The 19,124-nt window shown below is 70.3% G+C and carries 20 protein-coding genes and 4 pseudogenes; 13 read left to right on the forward strand and 11 right to left on the reverse strand.

All coding sequences use genetic code 11. From position 1 onward, the window contains the following. Positions 1-70: 70 nt before the first annotated feature. Positions 71-1,204: pseudogene (locus OG472_RS08450) on the reverse strand (PP2C family protein-serine/threonine phosphatase). On the opposite strand from OG472_RS08450, the gene OG472_RS08455 reads away from it, so the two are divergent. Next, positions 1,097-1,816 carry a protealysin inhibitor emfourin gene (locus OG472_RS08455; RefSeq protein ID WP_405828753.1) on the forward strand — a complete coding sequence of 240 codons (720 nt, stop codon included), beginning with the start codon at positions 1,097-1,099 and terminating at the stop codon, positions 1,814-1,816. The pseudogene OG472_RS08450 and the gene OG472_RS08455 sit on opposite strands and share 108 nt — an antisense overlap. 61 nt (positions 1,817-1,877) lie before the next feature. Here the strand turns inward: OG472_RS08455 and OG472_RS08460 are convergent, their stop codons facing one another. From OG472_RS08460 to OG472_RS08470, 3 genes and pseudogenes are all read right to left on the reverse strand, one after another. After that, a complete protein-coding gene (locus OG472_RS08460) occupies positions 1,878-2,138 on the reverse strand; it encodes a DUF5133 domain-containing protein (RefSeq protein ID WP_405834809.1) in 261 nt (86 codons plus the stop codon). Between the two features lie 145 nt (positions 2,139-2,283). Next, a pseudogene (locus OG472_RS08465) lies at positions 2,284-3,560 on the reverse strand (PP2C family protein-serine/threonine phosphatase). Between the two features lie 225 nt (positions 3,561-3,785). Then, positions 3,786-4,339, reverse strand: a pseudogene (locus OG472_RS08470) (isochorismatase family cysteine hydrolase). A 274-nt stretch (positions 4,340-4,613) separates the two neighbouring features. Here OG472_RS08470 and OG472_RS08475 point away from each other — a divergent pair. Together OG472_RS08475 and OG472_RS08480 are read left to right on the forward strand one after the other, a co-directional pair. Next, on the forward strand, positions 4,614-4,892 hold the full coding sequence (locus OG472_RS08475) for a GlsB/YeaQ/YmgE family stress response membrane protein (RefSeq protein WP_401604184.1): 279 nt from the start codon (positions 4,614-4,616) through the stop codon (positions 4,890-4,892). A 175-nt stretch (positions 4,893-5,067) separates the two neighbouring features. Beyond that, positions 5,068-5,958, forward strand: coding sequence for a glucose 1-dehydrogenase (locus OG472_RS08480; protein WP_401604187.1), 891 nt, complete (start codon positions 5,068-5,070; stop codon positions 5,956-5,958). Here the strand turns inward: OG472_RS08480 and OG472_RS08485 are convergent. The 3 genes from OG472_RS08485 to OG472_RS08495 all read right to left on the reverse strand — a co-directional run bounded on the left by OG472_RS08485 (position 5,907) and on the right by OG472_RS08495 (position 6,928). Beyond that, a complete protein-coding gene (locus OG472_RS08485) occupies positions 5,907-6,515 on the reverse strand; it encodes a DUF5133 domain-containing protein (RefSeq protein WP_401604189.1) in 609 nt (202 codons plus the stop codon). The genes OG472_RS08480 and OG472_RS08485 overlap by 52 nt on opposite strands. Positions 6,516-6,707: 192 nt before the next feature. Further along, positions 6,708-6,842: a hypothetical protein gene (locus OG472_RS08490; RefSeq protein WP_405828758.1), complete on the reverse strand. Its 135-nt coding sequence runs from the start codon at positions 6,840-6,842 to the stop codon at positions 6,708-6,710. Further along, positions 6,839-6,928, reverse strand: a complete 90-nt coding sequence (locus OG472_RS08495) for a hypothetical protein (RefSeq protein WP_405834811.1) — start codon at positions 6,926-6,928, stop codon at positions 6,839-6,841. The genes OG472_RS08490 and OG472_RS08495 overlap by 4 nt, the downstream gene beginning before the upstream one ends. A gap of 255 nt (positions 6,929-7,183) precedes the next feature. Here OG472_RS08495 and OG472_RS08500 point away from each other — a divergent pair, with 255 nt between their 5' ends. Next, a complete protein-coding gene (locus OG472_RS08500; protein WP_405941240.1) occupies positions 7,184-8,389 on the forward strand; it encodes an amidohydrolase in 1,206 nt (401 codons plus the stop codon). Positions 8,390-8,487: 98 nt separating this feature from the next. Here the strand turns inward: OG472_RS08500 and OG472_RS08505 are convergent, their stop codons facing one another. Beyond that, the gene (locus OG472_RS08505; RefSeq protein ID WP_405828760.1) at positions 8,488-8,967 is read right to left on the reverse strand and encodes an MSMEG_6728 family protein; all 480 of its coding nucleotides are present in this window, start codon (positions 8,965-8,967) and stop codon (positions 8,488-8,490) included. 198 nt (positions 8,968-9,165) lie between these two features. On the opposite strand from OG472_RS08505, the gene OG472_RS08510 reads away from it, so the two are divergent. The 5 genes from OG472_RS08510 (at position 9,166) to OG472_RS08530 (ending at position 13,572) form a co-directional block, all read left to right on the forward strand. Then, positions 9,166-9,495 (forward strand): plasmid stabilization protein, encoded by a 330-nt coding sequence (locus OG472_RS08510; RefSeq protein WP_052876892.1) that lies wholly within the window; start codon positions 9,166-9,168, stop codon positions 9,493-9,495. A gap of 107 nt (positions 9,496-9,602) precedes the next feature. Then, complete coding sequence (locus OG472_RS08515; protein ID WP_401604198.1) at positions 9,603-10,055, forward strand: SRPBCC family protein; 453 nt, start codon at positions 9,603-9,605, stop codon at positions 10,053-10,055. Next, positions 10,048-11,637: a phytoene desaturase family protein gene (locus OG472_RS08520; protein ID WP_405941241.1), complete on the forward strand. Its 1,590-nt coding sequence runs from the start codon at positions 10,048-10,050 to the stop codon at positions 11,635-11,637. Before OG472_RS08515 ends, OG472_RS08520 begins: the two co-directional genes overlap by 8 nt. An 83-nt stretch (positions 11,638-11,720) precedes the next feature. Continuing rightward, positions 11,721-12,977: a cytochrome P450 gene (locus tag OG472_RS08525; protein ID WP_405828764.1), complete on the forward strand. Its 1,257-nt coding sequence runs from the start codon at positions 11,721-11,723 to the stop codon at positions 12,975-12,977. Between the two features lie 202 nt (positions 12,978-13,179). Continuing rightward, the gene (locus OG472_RS08530; protein ID WP_401604207.1) at positions 13,180-13,572 is read left to right on the forward strand and encodes a hypothetical protein; all 393 of its coding nucleotides are present in this window, start codon (positions 13,180-13,182) and stop codon (positions 13,570-13,572) included. 53 nt (positions 13,573-13,625) lie between these two features. Here OG472_RS08530 and OG472_RS08535 read toward each other — a convergent pair whose 3' ends face one another. Further along, complete coding sequence (locus OG472_RS08535; protein ID WP_405828766.1) at positions 13,626-13,832, reverse strand: hypothetical protein; 207 nt, start codon at positions 13,830-13,832, stop codon at positions 13,626-13,628. 112 nt (positions 13,833-13,944) lie between these two features. After that, on the reverse strand, positions 13,945-15,060 hold the full coding sequence (locus OG472_RS08540; RefSeq protein ID WP_405828768.1) for a glutamate--cysteine ligase: 1,116 nt from the start codon (positions 15,058-15,060) through the stop codon (positions 13,945-13,947). Between the two features lie 176 nt (positions 15,061-15,236). On the opposite strand from OG472_RS08540, the gene OG472_RS08545 reads away from it, so the two are divergent. From OG472_RS08545 to OG472_RS08560, 4 genes and pseudogenes are all read left to right on the forward strand, one after another. Beyond that, positions 15,237-15,641 (forward strand): DUF1622 domain-containing protein, encoded by a 405-nt coding sequence (locus OG472_RS08545; protein WP_405828770.1) that lies wholly within the window; start codon positions 15,237-15,239, stop codon positions 15,639-15,641. A 72-nt stretch (positions 15,642-15,713) separates the two neighbouring features. Further along, the gene (locus OG472_RS08550) at positions 15,714-16,868 is read left to right on the forward strand and encodes an FUSC family protein (protein ID WP_405828771.1); all 1,155 of its coding nucleotides are present in this window, start codon (positions 15,714-15,716) and stop codon (positions 16,866-16,868) included. 102 nt (positions 16,869-16,970) lie between these two features. Next, a pseudogene (locus OG472_RS08555) lies at positions 16,971-17,660 on the forward strand (zinc-binding dehydrogenase); the annotation flags it as partial. Between the two features lie 93 nt (positions 17,661-17,753). Next, a complete protein-coding gene (locus OG472_RS08560) occupies positions 17,754-18,377 on the forward strand; it encodes a flavodoxin family protein (protein ID WP_401604217.1) in 624 nt (207 codons plus the stop codon). An 88-nt stretch (positions 18,378-18,465) separates the two neighbouring features. Here the strand turns inward: OG472_RS08560 and OG472_RS08565 are convergent, their stop codons facing one another. Continuing rightward, positions 18,466-18,933, reverse strand: coding sequence for a hemerythrin domain-containing protein (locus OG472_RS08565; RefSeq protein WP_401604219.1), 468 nt, complete (start codon positions 18,931-18,933; stop codon positions 18,466-18,468). Between the last annotated feature and the right edge of the window lie 191 nt (positions 18,934-19,124).

The following is a 19,124-nucleotide window of genomic DNA, read 5'->3' on the forward strand; positions in this document are numbered from 1 at the left end:
CGCACCTGCCCGAACGATGAGAACAAATCCGACAAAAGCCCCTGGCGGTGCTCCCGGGCCAGGCGTCGGCTCAGGTATCCGCGCGGCGGATTCCGGATGACGGGCCGTACCAGTCCAGGCACAGGACGGTTGCATCGTCCTTCGGCGGCGGCCGTCGTAGGCGTCGGTGACCGCCGCGACCAGCGTGCGCACGACCTCGCGCGGATGCTCGGTCGCCGTCTTGAGGATGAGGCCGGCCAGGTCGACCGCTTCGGCTTCGTGCTCCTGCACGCCATCGGTGTAGAGAACGAGGCGGTCGCCGGGGCGCAGGTCGAGGTCTTGGACCTGCTAGGAGCCTTGGTGGGTGACGCCGAAGGGCAGGTCCACGGACAGGCGCAGTTCGTCGACGGCGCCGTCGCGCAGCCGCAGGGGCCAGGGGTGGCCGGCGTTCACGAGCCGGGCGCTGCTGCCGTCCAGGGAGATGCGCAGCAGTTGGCCGGTGGCGAAGTTGTGGCGTCCGTGGTCGAGGAGGGCCTGGTGCGTTTGGCGGGCCTGTTCGGCAAGGTCCGTTCCCGCGCGGCGCGCGCCGCGGGAAGCGTTGATCAGAAGGGTGGCCATGAGCGAGGCATTGACGTCGTGGCCCATGGCATCGGTGATCGACAGGTGCAGGGTGCCGGTGTCGAGGCTGTAGTCGTACGTGTCGCCGGCGATGTCGGAGGCCGGGACCAGGGCGCCGGCAAGGGCGAACTCGGCAGCTTCGCAGGAGGGGGCCGAAGGCAGGAGCTGCCGCTGGATTTCCGCGGCCAGGCTGACCGAGGTGATGCGATTGCCCCAGTGGTAGAGGTCGGTGAAGCGGCGGTCGGTGACGATGATGTAAGCCAGCGCCTGCGCGGCCTCTTCGACCTGTTGCAGCACATCCGGCGTGACGTGGGCGAGGAACAGTTCCAGGACGCCGATGGTGTCGCCCCGGTTGGTGACAGGGGCGAGCACCCGATGCCCCTGCTCGCCCTCCGGTGCGAGCACCGGTTTCTGGCTGCGCAGGACCTCGTCGTAGACGCTGCTGCCGGCCAGTGGGACCTGTGGCGGCGCGCTCCTCCCGGTAGGAGGCCGCCGTGTCGTGAACGCGCAGGAGACGTCGGCCGACGACATCGACGAACAGGAACGAGACGTACCGCGCACCGAACCGGTCCCGCAGATTGCGCGCGACGACGTCGAGGGAGTCCACCGGCGCGGCATCCTGCGCCGCCGCCAGCACCTCGGCCAGTCCGATCCGATCACGCGCCACACAAGCCTCCGCGTCCGCTGCCGCAGGACGATCCGTGCCCCTTCGCTCCTTCAAGTCCACCTCAGGCGGGACGGAGCCGCATGGCAGGCACGCCGACGGGTGGGTGGCTGTGGACGCACGGGTGCGGCAGGCCCCTTTTCGGACATTCTGCGCTCGATGCATGCGGGGCGGAGCGTGCGCGGCTTTTGCGGGCAGGCGAAGACTGACCACAACCATGCACTGCTCCCGGGCGCCCGGCTCCGGCCGAACAGCCAGGCGGTGTTCTCTTCAAGGAGGTCCCACACCATGCTGATCACCGTTACCCGCACCGGCGGGCTCGCAGGCGGGGAGAAGACGGCGTCCCTCGAAACGGAGTGCCGCGCCGACGGGCCCGAGCTGGAACGGCTGGCCGAGCTCGCGCTCAGTACCGAGGGCCCCGCGGAGCAGGAACCCGTTCCCGACGGCTTTCGCTATGTCGTCCGCGTCGACGGCAAGCTGGTGGAATTACAGGATCCGTACCTCACCGAGGACCAGCGGCAACTGATCGACGCCGTACTGGCCACTGCCGTCTAAGGGGCCAGTCCACCCCGCCGCCGCCGTGCCGGCCCGACGGGGCCGGTACGGCACGGGCGGACTATCCCGCCGTACCGCTCGAGGTCCGACCGTCCTGTGCCGCCACCTCCGGGTCGTACGCGTCACCGAGCCATGCCGTGTGCAGCCGCTCCCGCGCCGCGGCCAGCGCGGCATCTATGTCACGTGTGCCGGTCGACACGCACAGCGTGTACACCACGTCCTCCATCTGCTGCCGTACAGGCCCGTGGGGGCCTGCGGCCCGGAGCTCCGACTCCCTCTCGTACTCCTCCACCAGACGTGTCAGCACCGCGGGGTGAGTCATCAGCACGATCTCGCTCCTTCACACACGTCTCAGTCACGGGCGGCCGGCGGCCGCCGATGCGTCGCCTGCCCCGGCACTGGCGTCCCATGCGCCACAGGCGCTGTCGCGAAACCCTCCTCCGCTTCCCATTGGGGTCCCCGGTGGGTCAGCGATGGCCGGCGGCTCCCTGTGGTGTGGCTCGGCCTGCGCCGGCATCGGTCGGCGGAAGTCCGGCCAGGGCTGCGGCCCTCACGGTCGGCTGCGGGACGGGACCGAGCCATTCGCAGAACAGCACGGTGGCGTCGTCCTGGAGGTGGCCGTCATGGTGTTCGAGAACGGCGTGTATGAGGCGGCGCAGGGTTTCGGGGACGGGCAGGCCGGCAGCATGGTGGCGGATGAGGAAGTCGGTGAAGCGGGGCAGGCCGAATTCCTCGTTGCCGCCCCGGCGGGCCTCGGTGATGCCGTCCGTGTAGAGCACCAGACGGTCACCGGGTTCCAACTGGTCCCGGCACAGGAGTGCGGGAAGGCCGAGAGCGGTGCCCATGGGGTGGGCGGGCGGGCAGTCCAGCAAGGTGATCCAGCGGCCGCCGCGGATGACCACCGGGGGGTGATGGCCCCGATTGACCCACGTCAGGGCCCCGGTGCGGGTATCGAGGTCGGCGAGGATACCGGTGGCATAGCGGGTCTGACCGTACTGTTCGATCAGAACCTCCTCGATCCTCTCGCTCGTCTCCACCAGCCCGGCACCTGCGCGCCGCGCATTGCGGCAGGCGCCCATCGCCAGGTTGGCGGTCAGTCCGGCGGCCGTGTCGTGCCCCATCGCGTCGAACAGCGACAAGTGCACCAGGTGTCCGGCGATCGCGTAGTCGTACGCGTCGCCGCTGATCTTGTAGGCCGGCTCCATCGCCGCGGCGATCATCACGCGGCCGTCCGCGTACGTGGGCGGCGGCATCAGGTGCCACTGCATCTCCGCCGCGACGTCGAGCGGCTTGACACGCGTCAACCGGGCGTAGGAGTCACTGCTGCGCCGCTTGCTGTCGATGATCAGGGCGAGCAGGGCGGACAGCAGCTCCATGTCTTCCAGGGCCCGCTGATCGCCGTGGATGGTGGTGATCCGCAGGACGCCCAGGCGTTCGGTACCGTCCAGCAGCGGCACCCACCAGTGGCTCCCCGCCCCACCCGTCTCGGCGCCGGCCACGATCTGCCCGTACTGGAAGGCTCGCCCCGCCACGGTGCCCTCGATCTTCAGCTCCGTCTCTTCCCCCACCGCCCCCTGCCCGGCGTCCAGCCCTCCCCGGTCAGCAGACGCAGCACGTCACCCTGAAGATCGACCACGTAGATCAGCACCTGGGTGAAACCGACCCCGGCCGCGTGTTCGGCCGTCTTTGCCGGCAGGAGTTCCAACGGCATCAGGTGGCTCGCCGCGAGCAGGCTCCCCAGCATGCGCCGCCCTCGTGTATCCCGGTCCCGGTTGTCCACCGCATCACCTTTGATCCTCGCCTCGTGCCGGCAGACTGCCGATGCCGATGCGCAGGTGCCCGCACCTCCACTCTCCTCCTGCGCAGCTCGGAGAGACAGGCCGGCCGTAGCCATCGGGGGGCCGCCGACGGCGGCCCCGCAACGCTCCGAAACCGCTGCACCGGTGAGCGACGCATTCACCGGCTTTGGTCACTCCACGCGCCGGGCATCGAAGGTGACGTCGTCCGCCGCGCAGATGTCTGCCGACATGTTGCAACGCATCATCCGCAGGGCTGCCTCGGCCAGGTCGGCGTCGATGTGGGCGACCGCGTCGGCCGCCACGACGACATCGAAGTGCCGGATGTGGGCGTCCAGAGCCGAGTACATCACGCACTGTTCGGTCACTTGCCCGCACAGGACCACGCGCTCGGTCCCCAGTTGGCCCAACAGGTAGGCCAGAGGGGTTTCGTAGAAGATCGAGTGCCGCGCCTTGACGACGAAGAGCGAGTTCTCGTCGGGCGCGACCGGCTCCACCAGGTCACGGTGGTGGCCGTCGAGGGCAGCCCGCAGGATCTCGCCGTGGTGCGATCGCCATTCACCGAAATCGTCGTTCACATAGTGACGGGCGAGTCGCCGGCCCGGGCGTGCTTCAACAGTGCCGTGACCCCGTGGAGCGCCTCACGGACGGACGGGACCAGGGCCTCGGCGTCCTCGTGTGCGTAGGTGTTGAGCATGTCGATCACGATGAGCGCCGTGCGAGGCATGGAAGCCGCCGCCCCTCGTCCCGTCCATCCAGCCTGTGGTCATCCGTCGGCGGCGGACCGCCGGGCCCGGACGTGCGAGGTGCGAGCCGCCTGATGCTCCCAGTCCCTGTCATTCGAGGCGGCGCTGCCGAAGGGACGTGTCGGCGGGGTCCACCACCGTCGTGCTCGCGTTGCGGCCGCTGGGGCCCGCGGCGCGGTGCGCACGTTTGAAAGCGCGACCCGCGTGAAGAAGCGTCTTGACCCCGGCCTCATCTCACGAAGCAGGAGACGCATCATGGGCATCATTGCGTGGATTCTCATCGGTCTGTTCGCCGGCCTCATCGCCAAGGCGATCATGCCGGGCAAGGACCCGGGCGGCCTCATCATCACCATGCTCATCGGCATCGCCGGAGGCCTCCTCGGCGGCTGGCTCGGCAAGGTCATCTTCGGTGTCGATTCCATCGACGGCTTCTTCGACCTCTCCACCTGGATCGCCGCCATCATCGGCTCCGTCATACTCCTGGCCCTGTACCGCCTGGCCATCGGAGGCCGGCGCTCTCACCGGCATGCCTGATTGCGGCTGCGGCTGCGGAGCGTGGGCGTAGACGCCTCTCGCCTCTTCGGCACCGTTCAGGCCGCATGCGCAGGGCCGGCCGCCGCCGTCAGATGGCGGGCAGGTGCGGATGCGCACACCATGACCGTGATGTGAAGCCCCCTGATCCGCCAGAGAAGGCACCCACGGAGATCCCATGCCTCAGGAAGAGCCCCGGGTCCCCGACCCGGTGACACTCCACCCGCGCCCGCCCTTTCCCGACCAGGAGCAGGACCATCCCGGCTCCACGGAGCGGATGGAGCCACGACCCGACCATGGCGAAGACTCCTACCAGGGCCACGACGTACTGGTCGACCGGGCGGCGGTCGTCACCGGCGGCGATTCCGGCATCGGTCGGGCCGTCTGCCTGGCGTTCGCCCGCGAGGGTGCGGACGTCGTCTTCACCCACCTGCCCGAAGAGGCGGCTGAGGCGGCCGAGACGGCGCGCCTGATCCGCGCGGCAGGCCGCAAGGCCGTACCGGTCGCATGTGACATCCGTGACGAGGAGCAGTGCGAGGCTCTGATCGACCGGGCCGTGCACAAACTCGGGCGCATCGACCTCCTCGTCAACAACGCCGCCTATCAGATGTCTCAGCCCGACGGCATCGAGGCGATCACCACGGAGCAGTTCGACCGGGTGATGAAGACGAACCTGTACGGGATGTTCTGGCTGACCCGTAAGGCTCTGGAACACATGCCGCGTGGCGGCTCGATCGTCAACACCGCCTCCGTACAGGGCTACCAGCCGAGCCCGCACCTCCTCGATTACGCGATGACGAAGTCGGCAATCATCTCCTTCACCCACGGACTGGCCCAGATGCTCGCCGAGCGCGGCATCCGCGTCAACGCAGTCGCACCCGGGCCCGTATGGACACCGCTGATCCCCGCGACGATGCCCGACGCGACGAAGTTCGGCGAGCAGTCACCCCTGGGCCGCCCCGCCCAGCCCGCCGAGATGGCGCCCGCCTACGTGTTCCTGGCTTCGCCGCAGGCGAGCTACATCACCGGAGAGATCGTCAACGCCACCGGCGGCACACCCCTGCCCTGACCACTTCGTTGGGGCGGACGGTCTGCCGGGGCATCCAGCCGCTTGACGGCAATCAGATCCTCGACCGCCAGCAGCGCACCATGCGTGCTCCGTTGCTCCACGAGGATGCAGAAGGTGTACGCGGCATTCTCCAATTCGCCGCGCAAACCCGCGTCGTCGGGGGCCTCCACGGCCCGGCGGCGGGCGGCCCGCAGGCGAGTGACGTGCCGCCGCAGAACGTCCGGCCGGGGCGGCATCCATGAAGCGGTCGCGGGGGTCGGCAGTGGCCGGGCATCGACGAGGACCCGGCGCGGGGCCTCGTCCACGGCCGGAGCCACCGGCTCGCCGACATGCATCGCGAGGACGGCCGCGGCCACCTCGTCGGGGCCGGCTCCTGCGGACCGAGCCGCGTCAGCGACGATCCGCCGGGACGTGGCCGCGGTATAGGGGACAAGAGCCATCAGGATGATGGTCGCTCGGTCGTAGGCGGCGCGACCGTCATCCTGTGAGGTGGACAGCCCGTCGGCGCGAGCTGTCGGGGGTCCGGGTGTGCCGTGTTGCCGCGCCGAGTCGTTCATCAATCCGCTCCTTCGAAGGCGGTTCCCCACTGGTGCCGTGAAAGTGCTGCTGTGTAGCAGGTCGCCGGTGTCGCCTGGGCCGGGCACGACATGAGTCCGACCGGAAATCCCTCGAACCAGACCGGGTTGAGAGTCCATCGGCGCGCGCCGATTCGGGGGCCGAAGGGTGAGCGGGATGCCGTTCCGGTCTGCTCACGGGCGGCCCCGGATGAGGAGGCGGCGTACTGCCTCTTCCACGGCGCCGCGCGTCGCGGGGTCCCCGACGCTCGCGCCGAGGGCGTCGAGTGCGGGCCGGATCGTAACTCCGTCCTCGAAGAGTTCGATCACGCGCGGGTTGATGTAGGACGCACGGCACACGGCCCGGCCGCGTCCGTCCCCATGGCCTGGATGTGCCCGTTCTCCCAAGGGCAGATCCAGACGTCCTAAAGCCGCGCCCAGCCCGCGCGCCGCTCCGGTCACCACCACGGTGCGGCCCCGCAGGGGCCGGCTGTCCTTCCGCATGCCCACGTGGTGTCTCCGCCCATCCGCAGCCCTGACGTCCGGTTCCCTGGTTCCAGGATGCGCCTGCTGAGCAGTCACCCGCAGGCCGAGGGATCGAGAGCGCGGCGCGGGCGCGCGTAATCGGCCGGCCTCCGGACAGAAGCGGGACGAGGCTACGAGGAGACGACATGGGCGACGCGGGCGATCCATCCGACGAGCTGTACGGGCGACTGCGACGGGAGTGCGGCCGCCGGGCGGACGATCTGTGGGCCGTCAGCCGCGCCCTGCACGCGGATCCCGAGCTCGACTACGAGGAGCACCGCGCGGCCCGGCTGCTCACGGACGAACTCCGGCAGGCGGGGTTCGCCGTTGAGCCGGGGACGGCCGGACTCGACACGGCTTTCGTGGCCCGCGCGGGAAGCGGGCGGAGGCGGTGCGTGGCACTGCTGTTGGAGTACGACGCGCTGCCGGACCTGGGACACGCATGCGGACACAACCTGATCGCCGCGGCCGGACTGGGGGCCGCACTGGCGTTGCACAGCGTCCTGGAAGACGGGGTCGAGGGCACGGTGCTCGCCGTGGGGACGCCGGCGGAGGAGCGGGGCGGGGGCAAGGTCGCTCTGGCAGAAGCGGGCGTGTTCGACGGTGTGGACGCGGCGCTGATGTTTCATCCCGGCGTGCACGACTGGTCATGGGCGCCGCTCACCGCGCAGACGCAGGTGCGCGTGGGCTTTCACGGCCGGGCAGCGCACACGACGGGCGACCCCACCCGGGGGATCGATGCCCTGGCCGCCCTCATCCAGCTGTTCAACACGGCCGCCGTGATGGGCAGGCGGTTGCCGTCCGGCTCACACGTCCAGGGGATCGTCACCGACGGAGGCAGCGCGACCAACATCGTGCCGGCCTTCGCCGAAGGGCTGTTCGGCCTGCGCGCGGCCACGAGCACCGCCCTCGATGCGCTGGTGGCCGACATCGACGCGTGGGCGGAAGGGGTGGCGGCCGCGACCGGCACCACGGTGGCGGTGACCCGCCTGGGCAAGGGCTACGCCCACTTCCGGAACAACGACGTCCTCTCGGACCGGTTCGGCCTGCACCTCGCACGCTCGGGCATCCGACTCACCCAGCCCGTCGGCGGGGTTTTCCTTGGATCGTCCGACATCGGCGACGTCAGCAGCCGCGTCCCCGCCATCCATCCGTTCGTCGCCATCGTCGGCGACGAGGCCTCGGACCACACCCCCGCCTTCGCGCGCGCCGCCGCCTCGGAACGCGGGCGCGAGGTGATGCTGGCGGCCGCCGGAGCCCTGGCCTGCACGGCCGCCGACGTCCTCAGTGACGCCGGCTTCACCGCCCGGGCCTGGGCCCGCCAGCGGGAGAAGGCGGCGGCGGGCCTCTGATGCCCGGGCCGCGGTGCGTCGTGCCGTACCCCACTACCCGTACGAGGGCGTGGGTGCTCCCTTGCCGGGCCCGCCCCCCTCCCCGCAGGGCCCGGCCCTCACGGCACGCCGTCCGTATCCCGGTCGGACCGGGGCCATACGTACGGCAGGTCGTCCGGCACCCCCGGGAAGTGCTCCCGGTAGAAGGCCGGGTCCTTGCGCACCAGCGCGGACTGATGGCTTCGATGGAAGTCCGGTGCGCCCAGCCACGGCGGCAGGTCCCCATCGGCGGCCAACTGCTCCTGCGTCCGTGGCGCGCCCCCCGGCTGCCACTCCCCGAAGTCGCGGACCAACGTGAGGGCACAGGTATCGGCGCGCCCCTCCGCGGTCCACACCTCGCAGATCTCCAGCCCGTACCGGACGAGTGCCTCCTCGCACCCCGCCCACATCCGCACCGCCGGGTGCCTGCGCCATCCGTAACCCGGAACGACCAGGCCACGAAACACCTGAACGGCCTCTACCCGCTGCTTGCCCAGCCTTCGTGCGGCCAGCACGGCCGCCGAGGCGTCGAACGACAGAAACGGAAGGAATGTCTGCACAAGGTCTCCCTCCGATACGGCGGTGCAACGGAACCCGCCTGCCGCGACCCACTGCCCTGCGGGCACATTGCGAGCCTGGCAGAGATCACGGAGTAACGCGCCCACACATGCCCGTGGGACCGAATTGCGTGAGATGCGGCGTAATCGGGGTACGCGCACCATGACCGTGACATCACACCGTCGATGAAGGGTTCCGTCATGCCTCGAGGTTCCAGCCCCAAGCGCGAGCGTCAGTATGAACACATCAAGGAGTCGGGCGAGAAGCGCGGCATGTCGGAGGGCCGCGCGAAGGAGATGGCCTCCCGCACGGTGAACAAGGAACGCGCCCAATCGGGGGAGAGCAAAACCGCGAGCCGCAGTTCCACCCAGGGCAAGTCCGCCTCTCAACGCGGCGGCGAGAAGTCCCGTGGCGGCGGCAGCTCTTCCGAGCGCACCAAGGACGACCTCTACCAGGAGGCGAAGAAGCGCGGCATCGAGGGCCGCTCCACGATGACCAAGCAGCAGCTCAAGAACGCCCTCGGCCACTGACCATGTGACGCACCCCCGGGGGCCGGCCGCTCCACCCTCCCCCGGCTCGGGTAATTCTCGCGCGCCGCATCCCCGTCCATGCCGTTCCGGTAGCAGGAGGAGTTCCCGTGGCCGTCCGTCATCAGCTCATCCGGCGCCCACCTCGAAGTGTGTGGGCCGTGCTCGCCGACCCGACCCTGTACGGGGAGTGGGTGGTGGGCCCGTCCGAGTCCACACCGCTCGATCAGCTCTGGCCAGAGGTCGGATCTCGGCTCCGCTACACCGTGCGGCTCGGCCCCTGGTCGACCGAAGGAGTGACGACGGTACGTCACAGGGAACTCGGCAAGGAACTGGAGCTGGAGGCGTCGTTCAAGTCGCTCGGCACCGCGCGGATCTTCCTCCAGCTCAGGCCGTGGGGCGAGGAAACTCTCGTCGTCTGCGACGAGCACCCCCTGCGCGGCCTGGGAGGCTCCCTGCACAACTCCGTCGTCGAAACGGCCCTGCAACTGCGGCACCGGGGCATGCTCGCCCGCCTGGCCAGGGTCGTGGAGCAGCAGCCCGGCGGGGTGCTCCGTGCCTGACGCGGTGGTGATCGGCGCGGGCCCCAACGGGTTGGTGGCTGCGAACCTGCTGGCCGACGCCGGGTGGAGCGTGGAGGTCCTGGAGGCGCAGGAGGAGCCCGGAGGAGCCGTACGCAGTGACCGTGGGGTGCACCCGGACTACGTCTCGGACGTCTTCAGCGCCTTCTATCCGCTCGCAGCCGCCTCCCCGGTCCTCGCCCGGCTCGACCTCGCCGCCGAGGGGTTGCGATGGAGCCACGCTCCCTCCGTAGTGGCCCACCCGCTGCTGGACGGGCGGTGCGCGGTGCTGGAGCGCCGGGTGCAGGACACGTGTGCCGGCCTGGCCGGCTTCGCCGCCGCCGACGCCGACGCCTGGGAGGACTTGTACCGGACCTGGGCCCAGGTGGGGCCGGACCTCGTGCAGGCCCTGTTCACGCCCTTCCCTCCGATCCGCTCCGGGCTCCGGCTGGCCGCGCGGCTCCGCGCCGCCGGAGGGCTGCGGATGGCCAGGAAGCTGGCCCTGCCGGTGCGCCGTCTGGGCGAGGAGCAGTTCACCGGTGACGGGGGCCGGCTCCTGCTGGCCGGCAATGCCCTGCACGCCGACCTGGCCCCCGAGGCTGCGGGCAGCGGCGGTTTCGGCTGGCTCATGTCGATGCTCGGACAGAGCCACGGCTTCCCCGTCCCCGTCGGCGGAGCCGGCGCCCTGACCGCAGCGCTCGTGAGCCGCCTGCGGAGCAAGGGAGGTGTCCTGCGTTGCGGGGAGCGCGTCGCGTCCGTCGTCGTACGCGGGGGCACCGCGGTCGGGGTCCGGACCACGGCCGGGGAGACCGTCAGCGCGCGGCGGGCCGTACTGGCCGACACGTCGGCACCGGCCCTGTACCAGGACCTCGTGGGCGAGGAACACCTCCCGCCCCGCCTCCTGCGGGACCTGGAACGCTTCCAGTGGGACTTCGCGACGTTCAAGGTCGACTGGGCACTGACCGGCCCGGTGCCGTGGACCGCGCCACAGGCCGCGGGAGCGGGGACGGTCCACGTGGCCGACGGCGTCGACGGCCTGACCCGCTTCGCCGCCCAGATCGCCATGGGACTGGTCCCCGACGAGCCGTTCACCCTGTTCGGCCAGATGACCACCGCGGACCCGACCCGCTCACCGGCCGGCACGGAATCGGCGTGGGCCTACACGCACCTCCCGCAGCGCATCACCTCCGACGCCGGCCCTGACCGCATCACCGGCCGCTGGGACGCCCGCGAACAGGAAGCCATGGCCGACCGCGTCGAAGCACAGGTGGAACGCTTCGCACCCGGCTTCCGCGGGCTCATCGGCGCCCGCCGGATCCTCGCCCCCACCACGCTGCAGGCCATGGACGAGAACCTCTGCAACGGCGCCATCAACAACGGCACCACCGCTCTGCACCAGCAGGCGATCTTCCGCCCCACCCCCGGCACCGGCCGGCCCGAAACCCCCGTCAAGGGCCTCTACCTCGCCTCCGCGGCCGCCCACCCCGGCGGCGGCGTCCACGGCGCACCGGGCGCGAACGCCGCCCGGGCCGCCCTGCGACCCCACGGCCTGCACGCCCTCCTCCACCGCGCCCAACGCGTGTGACGCATACGGCTACGTACGGCCACGCACGAGTGACACCGGGCTGTCGCACGCGTGCCCCGGGCCATGCCGGGTACGCGCGCTCCATGCCTTCCTCCAAGAAAGCCAATGCTGTCCCGTGGAACGACAGCACGCTCGCCCTCCTGCTGCACGGTTACGCGTGGCTGCCCAACCGGATGCGCCGCAGCCTTGACGGCACCGTCCGGACCCGCCTGATGGGCCGGCCCGCGATCGCCCTTCGCGGCCCGGACGCGGTCGCCTTCTTCTACGACGAGAAGCACGTCGTACGCACCGCGGCCCTGCCCGACCCGGTCCTGGACACCCTCTTCGGTCAGGGTGCCGTCCACACCCTCGACGGAGACGCCCACCGGGTGCGCAAGGCGATGTTCATCGCCCTCCTTAAGGACGGCGCCGGAGTCACCACGCTGGGCGAGTGCGTCACCCGGCGGTGGCACGAAGCGATGGCCGACCGGCAGCAGGACCGCGTGGTGCTCTTCGACGAGGCCGCCAAGGTCCTCGCACTTGCCGTGCGCGACTGGGCGGGCGTCCCACTCTCCGACGCTGCGGCCGCCGACCTGGCCCACGACTGCACGTCGATGGTCGACGGTTTCGCCACCCCCGGCCCCCGCCACCTGCGCGCCCGCCGGGCACGGCGCCGCCAGGAAGACGCCCTCGCCGGCCTGATCACCGATGTGCGTACGACCCCGGAGGCGGACTCCAAGGGTTCGGCACTGGAGGCGGTGGCCTGGCACCGCGACCTGGACGGAACCTTCCTGAACCCCCGTACCGCCGCGGTCGAACTGCTGAACATCATCCGGCCCACGGTCGCCATCGCCTGGTTCGCCACCTTCGCCGCCCACGCGCTGAACCGGTGGCCCCAGCACCGCGACCTCTTGCGTGCCGACACCGGAGGCTCGTACGCCGAGGCGTTCGCCCACGAGGTACGACGCTTCTACCCCTTCGCCCCCTTCGTAGCGGGCCTCGCTGCGCAGGACCTGACCTGGCACGGGGAACACGTTCCCAAGGACGCCCTGGTACTGCTCGACCTGTACGGCCAGAACCACGATCCGGCCCTGTGGGAAGATCCGTACCGGTTCGACCCGCGCCGGTTTGCCAGCCCTGAGGGGCCGCAGGACCCGCTGGACATCCTCGTCCCCCAAGGCGGCGGGGACCCGGCGCGCGGCCACCGCTGCCCGGGGGAGGACATCACCGTCACCGCGCTCGCGGTCATCGCTACGGAACTGGCGCGGCTCGACTACGAAGTCCCCGACCAGGACCTCGGAATTCCCCTGTCCCGCATGCCCACGCTCCCCCGAAGCGGCTTCGAACTCCGCCTGAGGTGATCGGCCGGGCCGGGGGTCGGGCGGGCCCGCAGGCCGTCGGCCCCCATACGGCGGCCGCCGGATGCGCCTACGCTTGATGGGGCAGCACAGGACGCAGGCACCCATGGCCGGCGCCCCGCGGCTGGAGCGCATCCAACTCGGGGTCTCCGCACAGCGCGGAGGGAGGGGATTTCCCCTATCCGGAAGCCAGGCAGGTCACATCATGGCTAAGCAGCCGAAGTCATCCCAACCCCGGCACGGCGAAGGCCCGAGCCCGCACAAGGGGACCGAGCAGCACGGATGGTCTCCCGACGTCGACGAGACCCGACAGCAGGACAATCCGAGCGCCCATCGCTCCTTCCACCCGGAGCAGTACGCCCCCGCCAAGGGCCCGGGCCGCAAGGTCTCCAAGGAGGAAGCCGGAAACCCGCACGGCAGACCCACGAAGAGCATGAGCAGTCGCGGCGAGGACCGGAGCAAGGCGGGCAGCGACGAGGACGGCATGCACGACACCGGCCCCAAGGGCCGCTCGCAACGCCCGAGCGGCACCAAGGACGCATCCGCCTCCACCGGCGTCGACCCGCAGGATCCGCCCGGAACGCGCAGCGCCGGGTGACTCCCGGGCCGTTCGCGCAGCCCGCGCCGGCCCGCCCGAAGTACAGCCCTCGGTCAGGTATCCCGGCTTGCCGTCTTTGCATTCTCGGCGGCCCAACGCTGCGCATCGCTGCCCGGAGACGATGCGTCGCCGGCTTCGCCTTGGTGCGTGTCGGGAAGCACCGCTTCCTCCGCTTCCTCACGGGCCTCCGTGTCGCCGCTCTCGCCGGGAGCCTGCGAGGGAGGGTTAGGCGCCTGGTCGTGCTTCCTGGACTTGGTCATCCCGCACTCCGTTCATCGCTCGTCACATTCATATCGGTATGCCGCGTCTGCCCAGTTCCCCTCACATCACATCGGCCACGGCAGGGGGTCCTGCCCGAGCCGCCGCAGCGCCTCACGGCTTGATCGTCATCTCCGCACACCGAGTGACGACGGATGCGAGTTCGCGCCCGTCGGCCTGCAGCCGGCGCTGCGTGCGGGCGCCGTTCCCCCGTTCGTGCAGGTGCGCGATGCCTTCCCGGACCCGCTCGTCGTCGCCCCGCTCCTTCAACGCCTCGCGCACGTGCTGGTACAAGGCATCGACTGCGTCTTCGGCAGACGTCTCCCGCATGGTTTCAGGGTGCAACAGAGGCCCGTCCAGGCCGGACCGGCCGGCCCGCCAGGATGCCAGTCGCAGCAGACTCGTACCGATCCTGGCCGCAGGCCGCCCCTCCTGCCAGGCGCGGGCCGCCGTCTCGACCAGACCGCGGATGAGGGCTGCGAGGAGGACCGGCGTCGAGGCGTCCAGGCAGACGTCGGCGACCCGTACCTCGACGGTGGGGTAGGTGGCCGACAGCCGTGCGTCAAAGTAGATCATGCCCTCGTCGCGCAGCACTCCGGTGTCGAGCATCGCGCGGACCTGCTCGTGGTAGCGGTCGGCGGAGCCGAAGATGTCCACCGGGCCGGCGGACGGCCACCGGTTCCACACCCGGCTGCGGTAGCTTCCGTACCCGCTGTCCTCGCCCTGCCAGAAGGGCGAGTTCGCGCTCATCGCCGTCAGCACAGCCAGCCAGGGCCTGATGCGGTCCAGGACGGCGACGCCCTCCTCGTCCGACGCGACCGACACGTGGACGTGGCATCCGCAGGTCAGCTGCTCCTGCGCGGTCAGTCCGAACTGCTCGCCCATCCACCGGTAGCGTCGCCCGACGTTCAACGACGGCTTGACGGGCAGCGGAGATGTCGCGACCGCCGCCACCACGGCGCCGGCACTCGCCGCGTGGTGGGCTGCCTCGCGGCGGATGCGGACGATCTCCTCCTGGAGCTCGCCCATCTCGGTGACGGGTTTCGTGGCGAACTCCAGCTGCTCCTTCTGCAGTTCCTTCTCGAACTCGTGGTCCCGTCGACCGTTCGTGCCGGGGCTCTGCCAGGCCGAGCGCTCCGCGGCCGCCAGCACGGCCCCCGACACAGCGAGCGGGGCGCCACTGTGCGCGTCCACGAGCAGCAGTTCTTCTTCCACGCCTACGCTTCGCATGTCGCCGCCTGTGGATCGAACGGTCAGATGCCCCGCACCTGCCCGGCCTCCCCTCGACCATGCCGTCGCCCTGTGCGTTCGCCCCCGTGGAGGCCTCCGGCCAGAAGGTGCGGGTGGGGCCGTGACCGCGGTCCCGATGTCCCGTGCAACGGCTGTGCGCGGGGTAGACGAGCCAAATGACGCCGTCAAAGGAACTACTGTCCGAAGCCGGACTCCAGGAGGTGATCGGATGGCTCGTCCGTGCGATCGAGACCGCCGGGGCACTGATCATCTTCGCCGGTGCGGTGTGGGCGTTCGCCCGGTTCGCCTCGACCGGGCTCCGCGGCCGATCGCTCATCGGTGAGTTCAACAAGATCCGGTTGAGCCTGGGGCGCTTCCTCGTTCTCGGGCTGGAGTTCCAGCTCGCGGGGGATGTGCTGCGCACCGCGGTCGCCCCCGGCTTTACGGAGATCGGGCAGTTGGCGGCAATCGCCGCGATCCGGACCCTCCTGAACTTCTTCCTCACCCGGGAGATCGCAGAGGAGCGGGCCGAGATCGCCCAGGACGCCAAAGAGCCCGAGCCTCGCATCGCGACTCCCTGAAGGCGCGTTGTCACGTCGATCTGGGAGTCGAGCGCAATCGGCGGGGCAGGCGCGGATCGGAGGTGGTCGATCTTGCCCAAACGGGTGGACGCGGCGCGAAGGATCTGGCCGGCGGTCACGGAGCGGGCCGACTATCTGCGTCGCGCGGCGCGAGGAGCCGGGGCCGAGCGTGACGAGCTACTGCTCGGTGCCAAGACCGTGATCGCGGCGATGGCGGCGTGGGTCCTGGCGCGCTACCTGCTTCCGCCGTCAGTTTCGACGTTCGCGCCGTTCACCGCGCTGGTGGCGCTACAGGCCACCGTGTACCGCTCGGTGCGCGATTGCCTCCAGTACGTCCTGGCCATGGCGGCGGGAGCCACTCTCGCCGCATCCCTGGCGGCGTCGGCGGGCATCCACGGGTGGACGTTCGGCATCCTCACCCTGATCGCCCTCTGCGTCGGCAAAGTCCGGCGTCTGGGGCAGCAGGGCACTCAGGTCGCCATCGTCGGCTTCTTCGCGTTCTCCTCCGGGCAGGGCCAGATCGACTACATCGGCCACCTGGTCGCAGCCGTGGGTACCGGCGCGCTCTGCGGCCTCGCCGCCCATCTCGTTCTCGCTCCCGCCCGCCACACCCACCATCGGCAGCAAGCCGTCACCGACCTCTACACCACCATGGCCCAGCGCCTCAAGGACCTCGCCGACACCCTCGAAGCAAGCGATCCTGACCGGGACCACCTGCGGCAATGGCGACGCGACTGGCAGGGGCTGTCCGCCGAGTGCGAGCGCATTCGCCACGCCATCGACACCGAGATCGAAAATGACCGCATGAACCCCCGCCGGAGCGCCGGCGGCGGCGCCGGTAAGGCCCTCCCCCGCGCCAGGGAAGCGATCACCGTTGCCGACCGCGGCATGGACCACCTGCGCTCCATGACCCGGACCCTGGACTACGCCCTCGACAGCGGGGAGCTCGGGGGGCTGCCGGCCGCCTTCCGAACCCGCTTCGGAGGCGTCCTGCGCTCCGCGGCCACCGCGATGGAGGAGATCGGCCAGGCGTCCCCGACCGATCCGGACCTGCTCGACGCGCAGATCGAGGAAGCAGCCACGGAGCTGGAGCGGGTGCAGCGGCAGGAACGGACATCTCCAGGCGCTTCCCCGGCCGTACACGCCGTGCAGGGCACGCTCCTCACGGATGCCGGCCGCCTCCTGGCCGATATCCGGTCGGGCTGGCAGAGCGTCGCCAGTACGTGAGGATCCTCGATTCGGCACGGCCCCACGTGGTGTACGAGCGGGGGCGGGGTAGACGCGGCAGGAGAGACGCCGGCCATCGGCAGCCGGGCGTCGCCCCGCGGGATCCTCAAGGGCGCCGGCCGCGTATGGGTCGCCGACCACCAGCCCGATCGGCTCCGGCTGGCCGAGGAGATCGGCGCCATCGCCATCAACACCGCGGACCAGGACCCGGCCGAGGTCGTCAAGGAAGCCACCCTCGGCCTGGGCGCGGACAACGGCTGCGAATGCGTCGGTTACCAGGCGCACGACCCCCAGGGCAAGGAAGGCGCGACCCTGACCATGAACGGGCTCATCGACTCCGTCCGGTTCACCGGTGGCATCGGCGTGGTCGGCGTCTTCCTGCCCGAGGACCCGGGAGGCGCCGAGGCCCAGGGCGAGCTCGAAGCCCAGGGAAAGGTACCGCTGGACTTCGGCATGCTCTGGTTCAAGGGGCAGCGGATCGGGACCGGCCAGGCGCCGGTGAAGCGCTACAACCGGGCTCTGCGCGACCTCATCGCCGGCGGCAAGGCCGAGCCCAGCTTCCTCATCTCCCACGAACTCGGCCTCGACGAGGCCTCATCGGCGTACGAGCACTTCGACAACCGCGACGACGGCTGGACCAAGGTCGTCCTCCACCCCAACGGCAGCAGCCGCAGCGCGGGCGGATCCTCCCGCCACACACTGCAGGAACTGCGCCAAGAAGCGAAGGCGCAGGGCATCGAAGGCCGCTCCCACATGAACAAGCAGCAGTTGGAACGGGCGCTCAGGCGTTGAGCTTGCACACCGCAGCGGTGAGCTGAATCGACCAACCCGCGTGAAGCGGGTCGCCCGGGACATCGAAGCGGGATGTGGGGGTAGCCGGACATCATGGACCTCAACACTCACACCCCGCTCCGGGCTGTCGCGCTCGTCTGCACCCTCTCGCCCTCCCCCGCCCCGTCCAGCTCTCAGTTGCTGGCCGATCAGACGATGGCAGCCCTTGCCGGGCACGGCGTCACCGGAAAGACCATCCGGATCGCGGACCACGACGTGAAGCCCGGCGTGAAAACGGATATGGGCGACGGGGACGCCTGGCCGGAAATCCGGGACACGATCCTGGGCTGCGACATCCTCGTCCTGGCGACGCCCATCTGGCTCGGCCACCCGTCCAGCATCGCCCAGCAGGTCCTGGAGCGGTTGAACGCGGAGATCTCCGAGACCGACGACGAGGGCCGTATGCTCACCTACGGCAAGGCCGCCGCGGTCTGCGTCGTCGGCAACGAGGACGGCGCCCACCACGTCAGCGCCGAACTCTTCCAGGGCCTCAACGACGTCGGGTTCTCCCTCGCCCCGAACGCCGTCACCTACTGGGTCGGCGAAGCCATGCAGGGCACCGACTACCAGGACCTCGACAAGACCCCGGAGAAGACCGCCGCCACCACGGCCAGTTTGGCGGCCAACACCGCCCACCTCGCCCGGTGCCTCAAGGCGGCCCCCTATCCGGCAAGTTGACCCGGCCCTCGCCGCCCACCCGCAAGCCTGCGGGCGGGCGGGCGGGCGGTGCGGGGCGGGGCGGTCGAAGGGCAGAACCCCTTCAGTGCTAGGCGCTCGGGACGGCAAGGGGCTCGCCAGGAGCCTTCTTCTTCGCCGCCTCCATCCGTTCACCGAGTTCGGTGAGGCGGTTACGCCCCATGGCCTTGCGGACGTCGGGGAACCACTCCTTCTCCTCCTCCTCGACGTGGTGACGGACGTTCTCCATCAGCACGCTCATCTTGGCGTCGAACCGCTCATCGGCCGCGTCCAGGTCCTTCAGCTCGGACAGCATCCACAGCACGACGTGGTGCTCCTCGATGCTCTCCAGGACGTGGTCCTTGGTGTCGGGCGCCGCCTCCCGGACAGCCGGGTAGAAGATCTTCTCCTCGATCCAGGTGTGCGTGGTCAGCTCGTCGATCACCTGGTCGGCGATCTTCCGCTTCTCTGCGTGGGCATCTTCGCCGGCCTTCTCGAACTGCTTGAACAGCTTCTCGACCGTCTTGTGGTCTTCCTTGAGCAGCACGATCCCGTCCACCACAGCCTCCAGACTTCGCAGCACCGAGCGACGCGGCCGGCCACCCCAGGTGCGTGTACCCAGCCCGCCCTCGGATCGCTCGTTCGAAACAAGGGATTGGCCAGGACGGGCGACACGTCTACGCCGTCCGCTCGGGGACGCAGGGAAAGCACACCCTTCGATATAAACTTGTTCGGCGTCTGGTATGTCCG

The organism is Streptomyces sp. NBC_00207, assembly GCF_045160965.1.
GTDB lineage: Bacteria > Actinomycetota > Actinomycetes > Streptomycetales > Streptomycetaceae > Streptomyces.

Coding starts and splice junctions, on each gene's coding strand:
- OG472_RS08545 (WP_405828770.1), top strand. CDS start 15,237: ATGACGCCGTCAAAGGAACTACTGTCCGAAGCCGGACTCCAGGAGGTG.
- OG472_RS08560 (WP_401604217.1), top strand. CDS start 17,754: ATGGACCTCAACACTCACACCCCGCTCCGGGCTGTCGCGCTCGTCTGC.
- OG472_RS08535 (WP_405828766.1), bottom strand. CDS start 13,832: ATGACCAAGTCCAGGAAGCACGACCAGGCGCCTAACCCTCCCTCGCAG.
- OG472_RS08540 (WP_405828768.1), bottom strand. CDS start 15,060: ATGCGAAGCGTAGGCGTGGAAGAAGAACTGCTGCTCGTGGACGCGCAC.
- OG472_RS08480 (WP_401604187.1), top strand. CDS start 5,068: ATGCCTCAGGAAGAGCCCCGGGTCCCCGACCCGGTGACACTCCACCCG.
- OG472_RS08485 (WP_401604189.1), bottom strand. CDS start 6,515: ATGAACGACTCGGCGCGGCAACACGGCACACCCGGACCCCCGACAGCT.
- OG472_RS08460 (WP_405834809.1), bottom strand. CDS start 2,138: ATGACTCACCCCGCGGTGCTGACACGTCTGGTGGAGGAGTACGAGAGG.
- OG472_RS08510 (WP_052876892.1), top strand. CDS start 9,166: ATGCCTCGAGGTTCCAGCCCCAAGCGCGAGCGTCAGTATGAACACATC.
- OG472_RS08530 (WP_401604207.1), top strand. CDS start 13,180: ATGGCTAAGCAGCCGAAGTCATCCCAACCCCGGCACGGCGAAGGCCCG.
- OG472_RS08500 (WP_405941240.1), top strand. CDS start 7,184: ATGGGCGACGCGGGCGATCCATCCGACGAGCTGTACGGGCGACTGCGA.
- OG472_RS08525 (WP_405828764.1), top strand. CDS start 11,721: ATGCCTTCCTCCAAGAAAGCCAATGCTGTCCCGTGGAACGACAGCACG.
- OG472_RS08475 (WP_401604184.1), top strand. CDS start 4,614: ATGGGCATCATTGCGTGGATTCTCATCGGTCTGTTCGCCGGCCTCATC.